Annotated in this window: 14 protein-coding genes; 4 read left to right on the top strand and 10 right to left on the bottom strand. The window is 38.2% G+C overall.

Going from position 1 to position 16,269, the window contains the following annotated elements:
- Positions 1-53 precede the first annotated feature (53 nt).
- From sdhB to HRG09_RS00220, 3 genes are read right to left on the bottom strand one after another with little or no spacing between them, the layout of a single operon-like run.
- Positions 54-815, bottom strand: a complete 762-nt coding sequence (gene sdhB / locus HRG09_RS00230) for a succinate dehydrogenase iron-sulfur subunit (RefSeq protein WP_001291832.1) — start codon at positions 813-815, stop codon at positions 54-56.
- Positions 808-2,601, bottom strand: a complete 1,794-nt coding sequence (sdhA, locus tag HRG09_RS00225) for a succinate dehydrogenase flavoprotein subunit (protein ID WP_174098811.1) — start codon at positions 2,599-2,601, stop codon at positions 808-810. Before sdhA ends, sdhB begins: the two co-directional genes overlap by 8 nt.
- Positions 2,602-2,614: 13 nt before the next feature.
- On the bottom strand, positions 2,615-3,241 hold the full coding sequence (locus HRG09_RS00220; protein WP_174098810.1) for a succinate dehydrogenase cytochrome b558 subunit: 627 nt from the start codon (positions 3,239-3,241) through the stop codon (positions 2,615-2,617).
- Positions 3,242-3,553: 312 nt separating this feature from the next.
- Between HRG09_RS00220 and HRG09_RS00215 the strand changes: the two genes are divergently transcribed.
- Complete coding sequence (locus HRG09_RS00215; protein ID WP_174098809.1) at positions 3,554-4,003, top strand: YslB family protein; 450 nt, start codon at positions 3,554-3,556, stop codon at positions 4,001-4,003.
- Positions 4,004-4,312: 309 nt separating this feature from the next.
- Here HRG09_RS00215 and uvrC read toward each other — a convergent pair whose 3' ends face one another.
- Entirely contained in the window at positions 4,313-6,097 is a 1,785-nt protein-coding gene (gene uvrC, locus HRG09_RS00210) for an excinuclease ABC subunit UvrC (RefSeq protein WP_174098808.1), read from the bottom strand.
- 285 nt (positions 6,098-6,382) lie between these two features.
- Between uvrC and HRG09_RS00205 the strand changes: the two genes are divergently transcribed.
- A complete protein-coding gene (locus tag HRG09_RS00205) occupies positions 6,383-6,628 on the top strand; it encodes a cytoplasmic protein (protein WP_174098807.1) in 246 nt (81 codons plus the stop codon).
- Between the two features lie 309 nt (positions 6,629-6,937).
- Here the strand turns inward: HRG09_RS00205 and trxA are convergent, their stop codons facing one another.
- From trxA to HRG09_RS00175, 6 genes are all read right to left on the bottom strand, one after another.
- On the bottom strand, positions 6,938-7,252 hold the full coding sequence (gene trxA, locus HRG09_RS00200; RefSeq protein WP_003200692.1) for a thioredoxin: 315 nt from the start codon (positions 7,250-7,252) through the stop codon (positions 6,938-6,940).
- A gap of 379 nt (positions 7,253-7,631) precedes the next feature.
- Positions 7,632-8,609 carry an electron transfer flavoprotein subunit alpha gene (etfA, locus tag HRG09_RS00195; RefSeq protein WP_174098806.1) on the bottom strand — a complete coding sequence of 326 codons (978 nt, stop codon included), beginning with the start codon at positions 8,607-8,609 and terminating at the stop codon, positions 7,632-7,634.
- A gap of 36 nt (positions 8,610-8,645) precedes the next feature.
- Positions 8,646-9,419: an electron transfer flavoprotein subunit beta gene (gene etfB, locus HRG09_RS00190; protein ID WP_174098805.1), complete on the bottom strand. Its 774-nt coding sequence runs from the start codon at positions 9,417-9,419 to the stop codon at positions 8,646-8,648.
- 79 nt (positions 9,420-9,498) lie between these two features.
- A complete protein-coding gene (locus tag HRG09_RS00185; protein ID WP_174098804.1) occupies positions 9,499-10,275 on the bottom strand; it encodes an enoyl-CoA hydratase in 777 nt (258 codons plus the stop codon).
- Positions 10,276-10,286: 11 nt separating this feature from the next.
- Positions 10,287-10,874, bottom strand: coding sequence for a fatty acid metabolism transcriptional regulator FadR (locus HRG09_RS00180; protein ID WP_174098803.1), 588 nt, complete (start codon positions 10,872-10,874; stop codon positions 10,287-10,289).
- 111 nt (positions 10,875-10,985) lie between these two features.
- The gene (locus tag HRG09_RS00175; protein WP_174098802.1) at positions 10,986-12,677 is read right to left on the bottom strand and encodes a long-chain-fatty-acid--CoA ligase; all 1,692 of its coding nucleotides are present in this window, start codon (positions 12,675-12,677) and stop codon (positions 10,986-10,988) included.
- Positions 12,678-13,223: 546 nt separating this feature from the next.
- On the opposite strand from HRG09_RS00175, the gene HRG09_RS00170 reads away from it, so the two are divergent.
- Both HRG09_RS00170 and fhuB read left to right on the top strand, forming a co-directional pair.
- Complete coding sequence (locus tag HRG09_RS00170; protein ID WP_174098801.1) at positions 13,224-14,198, top strand: ABC transporter substrate-binding protein; 975 nt, start codon at positions 13,224-13,226, stop codon at positions 14,196-14,198.
- A gap of 7 nt (positions 14,199-14,205) precedes the next feature.
- Positions 14,206-16,242: a Fe(3+)-hydroxamate ABC transporter permease FhuB gene (fhuB, locus tag HRG09_RS00165; RefSeq protein ID WP_174098800.1), complete on the top strand. Its 2,037-nt coding sequence runs from the start codon at positions 14,206-14,208 to the stop codon at positions 16,240-16,242.
- Positions 16,243-16,269: the final 27 nt, after the last annotated feature.

The following is a 16,269-nucleotide window of genomic DNA, read 5'->3' as shown; positions in this document are numbered from 1 at the left end:
GGATTATCAATCTATATAAATATTGCCTCTTCGAATCGAAGAGGCAATATTTATTAATAGTTGTTGTCGCTACCAAAGAAATCTTTAAACGACTGAATTGTTGTATCACGGTTTAATGCTGCAATTGATGTTGTTAATGGTATACCTTTTGGACATGATTGCACGCAGTTTTGTGAGTTACCACAGTTCGCAAGACCGCCATCACCCATAATTGCACGTAAGCGCTCTGCTTTATGCATTTCACCAGTTGGATGTGAGTTAAACAAGCGAGCTTGTGAAAGTGGTGCTGGTCCGATAAAGTCAGATTTACTGTTTACGTTCGGACATGACTCTAAGCAAACACCACATGTCATACATTTCGAAAGCTCATATGCCCATTGGCGTTTTTTCTCTGGCATTCTTGGTCCTGGCCCTAGATCATACGTACCATCAATTGGAACCCAAGCCTTAACACGTTTTAACGCATCAAACATACGGCTACGGTCAACTTGTAAGTCACGTACAACCGGGAATGTCTTCATCGGTTTTATACGAACTGGTTGTTCTAATTTATCGATAAGAGCCGTACATGATTGACGCGGTTTACCATTAATCACCATAGAACAAGCACCACATACTTCTTCTAAACAGTTCATATCCCATGCAACAGGAGTTGTCTGGTTTCCTTTTGCATCAACAGGATTACGACGAATTTCCATAAGAGCCGAAATAATATTCATATTTGGACGATATGGAATCTCAAATTCTTGATCAAACGATTGTGCATCTGGTCCATCTTGTCTCGTAATGATGAGGCGGATTGTTTTCTCAGACATGTTGTTTATCCCCCTTCTCTTCACCCTTAGCAGCTACATCATGTTTTGAAGAATAATCACGTTTACGTGGTTTGATTAATGAAATATCAACGTCTTCGTAATGGAATGCTGGTGCATTTCCTTCTCCCTCAAACTTAGCCATTGTCGTTTTTAAGAAGTTCGCATCATCACGATTTGGGAATTCTGGTTTATAATGTGCACCGCGGCTTTCATTACGGTTATATGCACCAATTGTAATAACACGAGCTAATTCAAACATGTTTGCTAACTGACGTGTAAATGAAGCACCTTGGTTACTCCATTTCGCGGTATCGTTAATGTTAATGCGTTTATAACGCTCCATTAACTCTACAATTTTTGCATCTGTTTCTTGTAATTTTTTATTTTCACGAACTACTGTTACGTTATCCGTCATCCATTCTCCAAGCTCTTTATGAAGAACATATGCATTTTCATTACCGTCTAACGTTAAAATATTGTTAAATTTCTCTGTTTCGATTAGCTCATTTTGCTCATAGGTAGCTGATGAAACAGCATCAGATGATTTTGAAAGACCTTTCATATATTCAATCGCGTTTGGTCCTGCTACCATACCGCCATAAATCGCTGATAATAATGAGTTCGCACCTAATCGGTTACCGCCGTGCATAGAGTAATCACACTCACCTGCTGCAAATAATCCTGGAATACTTGTCATTTGCTTGTAATCAACCCATAGTCCGCCCATTGAGTAGTGAACAGCTGGGAAGATTTTCATCGGTAGTTTACGAGGATCATCACCTGTGAATTTTTCATAGATTTCAATGATTCCACCAAGTTTAATATCTAACTCTTTCGGATCTTTATGAGAAAGATCTAGATACACCATGTTTTCACCATTAACACCTAGTTTTTGTTCTACACACACGTCAAAGATTTCACGCGTTGCGATATCACGAGGTACAAGGTTTCCATATGCAGGGTATTTCTCTTCTAAGAAGTACCATGGTTTACCATCTTTATATGTCCAAACGCGTCCACCTTCACCACGTGCAGATTCACTCATTAGACGTAATTTATCGTCCCCTGGAATTGCAGTTGGGTGAATTTGAATAAACTCACCATTTGCATAATATGCACCTTGTTGATATACAGCAGATGCTGCCGTACCTGTATTAATAATAGAGTTTGTCGATTTTCCGAAGATGATACCAGGGCCCCCTGTTGCCATAATCACGGCATCAGCTCGAAAACTCTTAATCTCCATAGATTGTAAGTCTTGTGCAACGATTCCGCGGCATACACCCTCGTCATCCACAACAGCACGTAGGAAATCCCAACCTTCATATTTCGTTACAAGTCCTGCTACTTCATGACGACGCACTTGCTCATCTAACGCGTACAGCAACTGTTGTCCTGTTGTTGCACCAGCAAATGCTGTACGGTGATGTTGTGTTCCTCCGAAGCGGCGGAAATCAAGAAGTCCTTCTTCTGTACGGTTAAACATAACACCCATACGGTCCATTAAATGAATAATACCAGGCGCTGCTTCACACATTGCTTTAACTGGTGGTTGGTTCGCTAAGAAGTCCCCACCATAAATTGTATCGTCAAAGTGGATCCATGGAGAATCCCCTTCACCTTTCGTATTTACGGCACCGTTAATGCCACCCTGTGCACATACAGAATGCGAACGTTTTACTGGTACTAAAGAGAACAGTTCCACGTTTACTCCTGCTTCTGCTGCCTTAATCGTTGCCATTAAGCCGGCCAAGCCACCGCCGACTACTATAAGTTTCCCTTTCATGCTCTCCCACTCCTTACTGATTTGCTAGCTGTGGATCGATGAACGCTAATAATGCACTCACACCTACATAAGATAAACCTAAGAAAATAGCTAATGTTACATAAGTAGAGATACGTTGTGAACGTGGCGATACTGTAATTCCCCAGCTAATGCAGAATGTCCATAGTCCATTTGCAAAGTGGAAAATTGTTGATATAACCCCAACTAAATAGAAGCCAAACATAGCTGGATTATTTAAAATATCTGCCATCATATCATAATTTACCTGCGCACCTAACAATGCTTGAATACGAGTTTGCCAAACGTGCCAAGCTATGAAAATAAGCGTGAACACCCCTGAAATTCTTTGGAAAACAAACATCCAGTTACGGAAGTAACTATAAGATGTTGCATTGTTCTTAGCTGTAAATGCAATATATAATCCATATATAGCATGGTACAGTATCGGTAAAAAGATGACGAAAATTTCTAGCGCATAACGGAATGGAAGGAGCTCCATAAAATGAGCAGCTTTGTTAAAAGCCTCTGCTCCTCTTGTTGCAAAATTGTTTACTACTAAATGTTGCGTCAAAAAGACACCAACCGGAATGACCCCCATTAATGAGTGCCACTTGCGAAACGTATACTCGCGGCCTTTCATGTCCCCATTACCCCCCTTGATTGTTTGACTGCTGCTTCCAGTATTAGTTTATAACAATAATGTTTTTTCACTATTGCTATAAGAAAAACTGAAAAAATTATTCGAAATATTTCAGCATAATTTGATACCAAGTTCATTTTACTCCTATTTTTGTCGAAGCGTCAAGAAAACGTATACATAATTTGTACATAATTTGCATATAATTTGCCATTTCCTTTTTTCTTCCCCTATATTCAGATTTTCCTAAAGAAAGTTCTGTTTTTATAAATGAGAAATGTTATATAATAATTCCTATAGAAAGAGGGGAATATTGTGAGCAAAAATACAATTGATATCGCATCTTTTGAAGATGTTTCATTGAACGCCTTCGCTTATGAATTGCTGCGTGAAGAAGTATTACCTGACCTAATTGGAAAAGAATTAGATGACATCTTATACTGGGCCGGCAGAAACCTAGCACGAAAATATCCGCTAGAGACGATTGAAGACGTCATTCATTTCTTTGAAAAAGCTGGTTGGGGCCGTTTGAACATCATCGAGCATAAACGTCGTGAAATGCATTTTCAGCTAACAAGCCCGCTCATTACAGAGCGCCAAAAGCAAAATAGACATTCTTCTTACCAATTAGAGACTGGATTTGTTGCAGAGCAGATTCAAACACAGCGAAATGTTGTTGCAGAGTCATATGAAGAGCAAAAAAAACGTTCAGATTCTATCACATTTCTTGTAAAATGGGACGTAAAAGATCCTGTCGAAGTGTAGAATCTATATTAACAGTCAACTAGACATATAGGTTTAGTTGACTTTTCTATATAACTCCAAATAAAAAAACGACATAAACCTTTTCTTTTTAGATGGGAGAGAGCATCCTGCCATGCATAGAATCGACCGGTTCTTTTTTCTCCCATGCTGCGTGAAACCAAAAGAAAGAAATGAGTGAAAAACTATTTTTGTTTTCACAGCCACAGATTATATGTCGAAAAATCAAAACAGATTTACAATGTATATTCATTCACTTCTAATTATTTTTAATCTTTTGAAATTATACCAAAAAATAGAAGACATTGTAAACTACAACGTCTTCTTATCTGTTAAATAGGAATAAATGGTTTCTGCAACATTTTGCGGCATCCCTGCTTCGACAAATTCTGTCACCGAGGCTTCTTTCATCTTTTTTAGTGATCCAAAGTGTTTTAACAATACCTTTTTTCTCTTCTCTCCAATTCCAGGAATCCCATCTAAAGCAGATTGAATAATTGATTTCCCGTGAAGCTGACGATGGAACGTAATTGCAAATCTGTGTACTTCATCTTGGATACGCTGCAACAAATAAAACTCTTGGCTATTTTTTCCAAGTGCAACAAGCTCAGGTGGATCACCAATAATTAAATGCGATGTACGGTGCTTATCATCTTTAACAAGTCCAGCCATCGGAATATATAGCCCAAGTTCATTTTCAAGCACATCACTAGCAGCTGCGAGATGTCCTTTCCCTCCATCAATCACAATTAAATCAGGTAGTGGCAAGTTTTCTTTTAAAGCGCGCGTATAACGTCTACGTACAACCTCTCGCATCGATTCGTAATCGTCCGGCCCTTGAACCGTTTTTATTTTATATTTTCGATACTCTTTTTTCGCTGGCTTTCCATCAATAAAGACAATCATGGCGGAAACTGGATTCGTACCTTGAATATTTGAGTTATCAAATGCTTCAATACGATATGGTGTTTCAATATCAAGCTGCTTACCTAAATTTTCAACAGCTTTAACTGTACGTTCTTCATCACGTTCAATTAAATAAAACTTCTCTTCTAAAGCGATTTTCGCATTTTTATTTGCCAATTCAACGAGGTCTTTTTTCTTTCCTCGTTTTGGCTGCGTTACATCAACTTCTAAGAAACGCTCTACTAACTCAGGATCAATACTTCCTGGCACTACAATTTCCTTCGGTTTAAAATGGTTGTTTTGTTCATAAAATTGACCGATAAATGTTAAAAATCCTTCTTCAGGCTCATCATAGATTGGAAACAAAGAGACATCACGCTCGATTAACTTACCTTTCCGAACAAAGAAAACTTGCACGCACATCCAGCCTTTATCAACCGCATATCCAAATACATCACGGTCAACAATATCATTCATAATCATCTTCTGTTTTTCCATAATTGCATCCATATGGGCGATTTGATCGCGCAACTCTTTCGCTCGCTCAAATTCTAATTTCTCGGATGCTTCATACATTTTCTTTTCAAGTTCTGAACGGATCTCCTTATGTCCACCATTTAAAAATTTTGTAATCCCATCAACAATTTCTTTATTTTGTTCATCGGTTACTTCTTTAACACAAGGCGCTAGACATTGCCCCATATGATAATACAAGCACACTTTATCTGGCATTTTTGTACACTTACGCAGCGGATACATACGATCCAGTAGCTTTTTCGTTTCATGCGCTGACTGTGAATTCGGATAAGGCCCAAAATATTTTCCTTTATCTTTTTTTACATTTCTTGTAATAAGCAACCGTGGCTGCTTTTCTGCTGTAATTTTAATAAATGGATATGTTTTATCATCTTTTAATTTAATGTTATATCGCGGATCATACTTTTTAATTAAATTTAATTCTAAAATGAGAGCCTCTAAATTCGAAGAAGTAACAATATATTCAAAGTCAACAATTTCCCCAACAAGACGGAGTGTCTTTCCATCATGCGAACCGGTAAAATACGAGCGCACACGATTTTTAAGCACCTTCGCTTTCCCGACATATATAACTGTTCCTTGTTTATCTTTCATTAAATAACAACCTGGTTGATCTGGTAAAATCGCTAACTTTTCTTTTAAATGCTCGTGCACTCGTATACCTCCGTTTCTTATATACTTATATGATTTTTAAACACCATATCCCCAACATACGTTCTTTCATTGTAACGGAAAGCGCAAAAAAAATGAAATTATTATACATATTTTTATCTTTTCACATCGTATTTTACTATTGATTTTCATGTTAAACTAAAAAATAGAATTTGGGATTTTTTCCTTTTAAATTTTAATAATACACGATACAAACGATTTGGGCATAAAACAAAAAAATCCATTCAAATATGACAATCAAAGAACAGCGTAAACAGGAGGATAACAATGGAAAAACATTTTAAAGATGCACACCGTTTTAGTTCTCATAATAGAGCTTCCTTAGAAAAAGATACTATATGTGGTTGTTTTTATTGTTTAAAAATTTTTAATCCAATTAAAATTGATGAATGGTTTGATGATAATAATACAGCAACGTGTCCCTATTGTGGTATTGACTCTGTTATCGGAGAGAATTCTGGATACAAAATCACAGAAAGCTTTCTAAAAGAAATGCATCAAAGATGGTTTTAATGAGATAAAATGAAACTTTAATCAGTGGGGTTTTCTTCGTCCCCCACTGATTATCAGCCCTCACCAATCGGGCCTTTACGGGCAGTTGATCTCCCACCTACCTTCTTTAAAAAAGCGGAAGCGGCTCGCTCAGAATCGCAGGACGTTGGAGCCTTAGGCGGAGAGACGCTTTTCACCTCATCCGAGGGGGCGAAACGACCTGAGATTCCCGCTAGAGCTGAACAATGCCTTCGCTGAATTTTGAGGTGGGAGTCTTACTGCCCGTTAAGGCGGGATAAATAAAAAGCTGCCCTGCGGCAGCTTTTTCGACTAGAAGTGTTTAGAAACTAGTTCTACTAACGCTTCTTTTGGTTTGTAACCTAACGCTTGGTCAACCACTTTACCATCTTTTAATACGAAAAGAGATGGAATGCTCATTACTTCAAAACTGCGAGCAGTTTCTTGGTTTTCATCAACGTCTACTTTTACTACTTTTACTTTTTCGCCTAATTCTGCATCGATTTCCTCTAATACAGGAGCGATCATTTTACAAGGTCCACACCATGGTGCCCAGAAATCTAATAATACAATACCTTCGCTAGTTTCAGCTGCGAAGTTTTGGTCAGTTGCGTTTACAATTGCCATTTTATTTCCTCCTTCAAGTGTATTCTACCAAAAGTATATCATTAAGTTATATACGTGGCGAATATTATGTATCGTTATGTATTGTAACAAAAAAGGGTCCCTTTATACTATATAAAAATACAAGCTATATAGACACAACATAAAACCTTTCTTTTTCAGGTGGAAAAGAGCATCCGGCCATGCATAGAAGCGTTCAGGGCCTTTTTTAGTCCCATGCCATGTCAAAACAAACAGAGAAAATGAGTGCAAGCCTCCTTTTGTTTTCATAACCGCGAATTTTATATCAGCAAGAAATACGTGCTAAAAAACGAGAGGCAGGGGACCTCCCGTTTTTTCTATATATAGGGGTATTTCACTTGGAACTCAAGGGTTACTCAAATTAAGAATGCACTTTTAACTTTTTAAACTCTTCTGTTAATAAAGGAACCACTTCAAATAAGTCGCCCACAATACCATAGTCAGCTACTTTGAAGATACTTGCTTCTGGATCTTTATTAATTGCAACGATTACTTTCGAGTTAGACATACCTGCTAAATGTTGAATCGCGCCGGAAATACCGCATGCAATATATAAGTCTGGCGTAACAACTTTACCTGTTTGTCCAATTTGTAATGAGTAATCGCAATACTCTGCGTCACACGCACCACGTGATGCTCCAACAGCACCGCCTAATACATCTGCTAATTCTTTTAACGGTTTAAAACCATCTTCACTTTTCACGCCGCGCCCGCCAGCAATAATAACTTTCGCTTCTGAAAGATCTACACCTTCTGCCGTTTTACGTACAACGTCTTGAATGATTGTACGTAGATCTTTTACATCAACTGTAATAGGAGACACATCACCTGTACGCGCTTCATCCTTTTCTAGTGGCGTAATATTATTTGGACGTACTGTCGCAAATAATATGCCGTCTGTTACAATCTTCTTCTCAAATGCTTTACCAGAGTAAATTGGGCGTGTAAATACAATATTACCACCCGCCACTTCTAATGCAGTGACGTCGGAAACAAGACCAGCTTCAAGTTTTGCAGCTAGCTTTGGTGATAAATCTTTACCAAGCGCCGTGTGCCCAAATACGATTCCTTCAGGCTTTTCCTCAGCATACACAGCAAGAAACGCTTGTGCATAGCCATCGGATGTATATGATTTTAATTTATCATTTTCAACTGTCACAACGCGATCTGCACCGTAATGAATCAATTCATTTGCAAAAGATGCAACGCTCTCTCCAACTAGAAGACCAACTACTTCACCGCCTTCTGCAATTGTTTTTGCCGCTGCTACTGCCTCAAATGAAACGTTGCGTAGTGATCCGTCACGAACTTCACCCATTACTAATACTTTACGAGCCATAGATTTTCCCTCCTGCATATATAATTTCGTATTTTATTAGATTACTTTCGCTTCTGTATGGAGCAACGATACAAGTTCTTTTACTTGATCTTGCAGCTCGCCTTGTAACACTTTTCCTGCATCTTTCTTAGGAGGCAAGTAGATTTCAATTGTTTTTGTCTTTGCTTCCACATCAACTTCCTCTAAATCTAAATCATCTAATTCTAGTTCTTCAAGCGGTTTTTTCTTCGCTTTCATAATACCTGGAAGCGATGGATAACGCGGTTCATTTAACCCTTGTTGTGCTGTTACTAAAAGCGGTAATGATGTTTCAATCACTTCAGTATCACCTTCAACATCGCGCTCAATTTTCACGCTTGTACCGTTAATTTCAAGCTTCGTAATTGTTGTTACATATGGAATATTTAGCGCTTCAGCTACGCGAGGTCCAACTTGTCCAGACGCGCCATCAATCGCTACGTTTCCAGCTAAAATTAAGTCTGCTTCTTTATCTTTTAAGTACTCAACAAGCACTTTCGCTGTTGTAAATTGGTCACCATTCTCAACATCATCTTCAATATTAATTAATACCGCTTTATCACAGCCCATCGCTAGCGCAGTGCGAAGTTCTTTTTCACTGTCTACACCGCCAACTGTTACAACTGTAATTTCACCGCCTTGTGCGTCTCTTACTTGAATTGCTTCTTCAATCGCATATTCATCGTAAGGGTTGATGATGAATTCCGCTTCGCCATCATAAATTGCACCGTTTTTAATTGCGATTTTCTCTTCTGTATCAAATGTTCGTTTCATGAGTACGTAGATGTTCATTCCATTTACCCCCTTGTTTTTCAGAAAGATTCCACCAATTTTAATATTCTGTTAATTTATATTAAAAAAATAATTCGAACTACCTACCACTAAATGAAGGTTTGCGTTTTTCTAAAAATGCCGCTACCCCTTCTCTTCCATCTTCACTCGTAAACACTTCTCCAAATATTTGCGCCTCGCGCTGCACACCTTCATAATAATGAGATGATTTTGTTGTTTGCAATAACTCTAACACAGCACGAGTTGTCGCTGGGCTTTTACTAGCAATTTGTTTTGCAATTTGAAGAGTATCCTCTAAAAGCGACTCTTCAGGGAATACACCATTAACAAGTCCCCATTCTAACGCTTGTGCCCCTGTAATCGGTACACTTGTTAACATCATTTCGCAAGCCTTCGCTTTACCAACGTAGCGTGGTAAACGCTGTGTACCTGCAAAGCCAGGAATCAATCCAAGCGTTAACTCTGGTAAACCAAGCTTTGCACTTTCAGTTACAAAGCGCATGTGGCAAGACATAGCGAATTCAAGGCCACCACCAAGTGCCGCTCCATGAATTGCCGCAATAACTGGTTTTGAACATTTTTCTACATGCTCAAACGTAACTTGTCCAAGCTGTGCTAGCTCTGTCGCTTGTTTCGCTTCCTCAACAGAAGTAAACTCTTTAATATCTGCTCCTGCTGAGAAGAAGCGTCCTTCGCCATGAAGAACGACAACGCGGACATTTTCATCCTTTTCGACTTGATCAATTAACTCAGTAACGTCATGCATAACTTGTGAAGACATAGCGTTAGCTGGCGGATGATTTAATGTCGCCACCGCGATATGGTCTTCTACTGTTACAGATAGGAATTTCAACATGATCCCTCCCATTATTGACGATAACCACAAGCTGAAACAAGCAGCCCATGTACCGTTTTTGAAAGTGCGACCAAATCATATTTATGATCGCTCATTACCCAATTGGTCACAACTTCATCTACTGTTCCGAAGATCATTTGTCTTGCTACGCGAACATTTAAATCTGTCCTGAATTCTCCTTGTCTTACACCTGTTTCCAAAATTTCATCCATGACTTGTAAATATCCTTTTAACACTTCATTTATTTTGAAGCGCAGGTCTTGGTTGGATTGCCGAAGCTCTAGTTGAGTAACGATAGCAAGAGGATCATTTTGCGACAACAGCAAGAAGTGCGTTTCTACCAACATAAATAACTTCGATACAGCGCTTTCAATTCCTGCTGTTTTTTGACGAATTGTTTCAATAAATTCTCCCATCTTCTCTTGGAATAAGGAAATTAGTATATCTTCTTTATTTTTAAAATATAAATAAATAGTCCCATCAGCAACGCCAGCTTGCTTTGCAATTTTAGAAACTTGTGCTTGATGGTATCCATTTTCTGCAATCACAATAACCGCCGCATCAATAATTTGGTTATATTTTGGTCGATTTTTTTTCACTTTACTGTCCCCTTCAAGATGATGAATGACTGAATGAATAATCATTCATATATCAATAATACTGACTATTGTAAAAATTGTCAATCTTATATTTCCAAAAAGAAAGGGCCTTTAGCCCGTTTGCTCATCCTCGTTCTCTTTCTTTTTCTTCTCTTCATCTATAAGGACACGTCGTAAAATCTTTCCAACCGTTGTTTTGGGCAACTCACTCCGAAACTCATATACTTTTGGAACTTTATAAGCAGCCAAATATTTACGAGCAAACTGATCTAACTCTTCTTCAGAACAAACTTCATCTTCTTTTAGTACAACAAAAACTTTGACAGTTTCACCACGATATGGGTCTGGGACACCAATCGCAATCACTTCCTGCACCTTTTCATGCTCATACAATACTTCTTCTATTTCGCGTGGATAAACATTGAATCCGCTAGCAACAATCATATCTTTCTTACGATCTTTTATATAGAAAAATCCCTCTTCATCCATATAGCCAACATCACCTGTGTGTAACCAACCATCCTGTAATACAGCCGCTGTTTCCTCAGGCTTATTCCAGTATCCCTTCATTACTTGCGGACCTCTCACAACAATTTCACCAATCTCCCCTGGTGGTAATGACTCTCCAGTTTCAAGTGACATAATGCGAGCATCTGTATCTGGCCATGGGACGCCAATGCTTCCCGGCACACGTTTTTCCCATAAGAAGTTGCTATGTGTGACTGGAGATGATTCTGTCAGTCCATATCCTTCTACGAGCTTACCGCCTGTAATCTTTTCAAATTTCTCTTGTACCTCTACTGGAAGCGGAGCAGAACCACTAATACAAGCACGAATCGAAGAAATATCATATTCCTGAAGCAAAGGACTATTTAAAAGGGCAATATAAATTGTCGGAGCTCCTGGAAACAGTGTCACTTTATGCTTTTTAATTGCTTCAAACACCATTTTCATATCAAACTTCGGAACAATTATCATTTTGTATCCTTGCATAACAGTTAAATTCATCACAGCTGTCATTCCGTACACATGGAAAAATGGAAGGACACCGAGAACCACTTCTTCTCCTTCTTCACAGTTATATAGCCAATGCACACCCATCAGTGTATTCGATACAAGATTTTTGTGCGTTAACATAACTCCTTTCGGAAATCCTGTTGTACCTCCTGTATATTGCAAGAGTGCTAAATCATTTTCAGGATCACAAGGTACTTCTACACTTGCATCACTTTCTCTTTCTACTGATTTCCAAACATGAATCGTTTCACTTTCAGTTACTTTTACAACTAGGTTTGTTTGCTTTTTTTGTACAAATGGATAAATTAAGTTTTTGGGAAATGGTAAAAAATCTGCAATGCGGGTTACGATAACGTGCTCAACCTTTGTAGCAGACTGGACATCGATAACTTTTGGAAAGACTAAATCGAGACAAAGAATAACTTTCGCTCCAGAGTCATGGAGCTGATATTCTAGTTCCCTCTCTGTATAAAGAGGATTTGTTTGTACAACAATACCACCTGCGAGCAATGTACCATAGTATCCAATTACAGCTTGCGGGCAGTTTGGTAACATAATCGCAACTCTATCGCCTTTTTTCACACCAAGCTTACGCAAATAATTAGCAAATTGTTTCACCTTACGATCTAGCTCTGAAAATGTAATATCCTTACCTAAAAAGTGAAGCGCTTTCTTTTCTGGATACCGCGTAGACATCTGTTGTAAATATACGTGAAGTGGCTGAATATCATAAGAAATTGTATGTGGAATTTCCTTTGGATAACTTTGTAGCCAAGGTTTTTCCATCCCCATTCCCCCTTTCTGCTCTTACAAGAATAAAATGAATGTTCATTCATGATGATTGTTTTCATTATATTATAGTCACAATCGCGTTACAATCATAATATTCTGACTTTTATACAACTATTCCATTGTAACCCTATAACTATTTATATTATTGTCCTATGAAAATATTTTGGCTTGTTTCCTTATTCTGTATTTTTCACTTCTCCTTCCATTTCGATTGTTCAATATACAAGTCATGGCTACGTAGAAAAAAAGGGATATGCCTTTTAAATTTTATATTTATACATAATAACATCCTAATTATTTTATAATTTCCGCTCTTCTCCTACTCCTCTTACAGGCTCATTCACAAATTCATATTTTGAAAGCGTTATAGTAGCAAACAAATCCCTCAATGCTCTAAAGAGATTTTTTTATCTGAATAGAAAGAAAAGGATTGACACCACAAAAGCCTTCATAGTATGATTTCCGTGTTGAAACTGATAATCTTTTTCAATTGAAGGAAGATTATATATCATTTCAAAATAATTCATTTGGGGGAAAAAAATGAAAAAGGTTCTTAGTATTTTTATGGTCATCCTTCTATTCGTTGTCGGATGTGGACAGCAAAAAGAAGAGAAGAAAGAAGTAAAAACAGATGATAAAAAACAAGCTATAACAATTAAACACGCTGAAGGTGAAACAAAGTTAGATAAACCAGCGAAAAAAGTTGTTGTACTTGAGTGGGTATATGCAGAAGATTTATTAGCACTTGGCGTTCAACCTGTCGGGATGGCTGATATTAAAAATTATAATAAATGGGTAAATACAGAAACAAAACCAAATAAAGATGTTGTGGATGTCGGTACACGTCAACAACCAAACTTAGAAGAAATTAACCGCTTAAAACCAGACTTAATTATTACAGCTTCATTCCGTAGTAAAGCGATTAAAAATGAATTAGAACAAATTGCTCCAACAATTATGTTCGATCCATCAACAAGTAACAACGATCACTTTGCAGAAATGACAGAAACATTTAAACAAATTGCAAAAGCAGTTGGAAAAGAAGAACAAGGTAAAAAAGTATTAGCAGATATGGACAAGACATTTGCTGATGCAAAAGCAAAAATTGAAAAAGCTAACTTAAAAGATAAAAATATCGTCTTAACACAATCATTTACAGCGAAAAATGTCCCAACATTCCGTCTGTTAACAGACAATTCTACAGCAATACAAGTTACGAAAAAATTAGGTTTAACAAATGCATTTGAACCTGGTAAATCTGAGCCAGACGGCTTCAAACAAACAACTGTAGAAGCATTACAAAATGTACAAGATGCAAACTTCTTATACATAGTAGCTGATGATGATAACATCTTTGATAACCAACTAAAAGGTAACCCAGCATGGGAAGAATTAAAATTCAAAAAAGAAAACAAAATGTATAAACTAAAAGGCGACACTTGGATCTTCGGTGGCCCTGAATCTGCAAAATCATTAGCAAAACAAGTTGCAGATGTAATGACAGCGAAGAAGTGATTGCATAATGAATAACTTACAACATACACTTCGAGCAAGTCTTGTATTCGGAGGAGGAGCAGCTCTCTTGCTTCTCCTTTTCTTTATTCATATCGGACAAGGGCAAGCGAATATTTCTTACAGCATGATTATGGATGCTCTCTTTTCTCCAAATCAATCTCTTGAACATCAAACCTTAATTATGCTGCGTTTGCCACGGGCCGCTATTGCTATTTTAGCTGGTGGCGCGCTTGCTGCATCAGGCGTTATTTTACAAACTTTAACGAAAAATCCACTTGCTGAGGCAAGTACAATGGGAATTCATTCAGGAGCATATTTCTTTTTAATTGCCGCTACTATCTTTTTACCGGAATACTTACAAAGCCACTCGCTTCTATTCACATTTATTGGAGGAGCAGTAACAGCTTTGTTCGTATATCGTATTTCTGGTGGTAAAAAAGGAACGCCGCTACGTATGGCATTAGCAGGTATGGTTGTGACACTAATGCTTTCTGCCTTTACCGGGACAATGCAGCTTTTTTATGAAAATGAAACGGCTGGTCTATTTCTATGGGGCGCAGGGTCACTTGTACAAAATAACTGGGATGGTGTTCAATTTGCGGTTCCATTTGTTGTCTGTGCCTTTCTTGCTGTACTGTTTATGTCACGTAAATTAAATGTGCTTCTTTTAGGTGATGATGTTGCTGTTTCACTTGGAGAAAAAACAGAAGTAACACGTTTTATTGCTTTTATTGCTGCGATTTTTTTAACAGCAGTCGTTGTAACAGTTGTTGGACCAATCGGTTTTGTTGGCTTAGTTGCACCGCATTTAATGCGCCTGATCGGCTATCGCCAACATTTCCCACTACTTCTCTCCTCTTTCTTATGGGGGGCTATTTTATTACTTGGAGCAGATGTTGTTGGCAGATTAATAGACCCAACTGGCGCTGAACTTCCGGTTGGTGCTGTTACTGCAATGATTGGTTCACCATGGCTCATTTACTTAGTTTATCGCATGATGAAATCCAAACAATATATGAACGATAACGGAGCAAATGCAGCTGGTGCTAACTCAAAATATTTCTCTTATAAAAAAGTAATTAGTATTTCACTCGTTCTTTGTATTGTAGCAGTTGCTCTTGGCGTTGTAATCGGCAGCAATGCTTATATAGAAAGCATAACAAATGTAATAACAGGACAGCTTACCCAATTTGATCAAAACATGATGATGAACCTTCGTTTACCGAGAATGCTCGTTGCTGCTGTTGCTGGAGCATGTCTTGCAATAAGCGGGCTAGTCTTTCAAGGAATATTACGCAATCCGCTTGCCGATCCATCTATCATTGGTATTTCATCTGGTGCAGGTGTCGGTGCTTTAACAATTATGTATGTCTTCCCGGCACTTCCAGGATTCTTCTTACCAATCGGTGCATTTATTGGTGGACTACTTGCAGTTGGAATCGTCCTCTTCTTTTCATGGAAATCAGGATTTAGCCCGACAGCACTTGCATTAATTGGAATTGGTGTATCAGCACTTGGATCAGCAATCATTCAAATCTTTATCGTTAGGGCAAACTTAAACGTAGCTGCCGCCTTAACTTGGTTATCAGGTAGTACGTACGCAAGAGGCTGGAATCACTTAGAAAACATACTCTTATATCCATCTCTTATTCTCGTACCAATCATATTCTTCTTGATGAAACAGCTTGACGTTCTCGTACTCGGGGATGATTTAGCAACAGGACTTGGGCAACGTGTAAACAAAACACGTTTTGCACTTATTATCCTAGCAACATTACTCGCGTCAGTGAACATTGCTGCCGTTGGTACAATCGCCTTCTTAGGACTCGTTGCGCCGCACTTAGCACGCATCGTTGTTGGGATGAACCATCAAAGATTATTTGTTTGTTCAGCGCTATTTGGAGCTATTCTCCTTTGCATCGCTGATTTACTTGGACGGACGATTGCATATCCGAAAGAGATTCCTTCCGGGCTTGTTGTCGCTGTGCTTGGAGCACCATACTTCCTTTGGTTGATGAGGAAGAGTGGGAAGAAAGTTAGTTAATGAATAAAAACGAAGGCATCTATTATT

Origin of the sequence: Bacillus sp. Xin1 (assembly GCF_013314535.1) — a bacterium.
Taxonomy (GTDB): Bacteria; Bacillota; Bacilli; order Bacillales; family Bacillaceae_G; genus Bacillus_A.
Note: the sequence above shows the minus strand (reverse complement) of the source record. Positions and strands in the feature narration are given on the sequence as shown.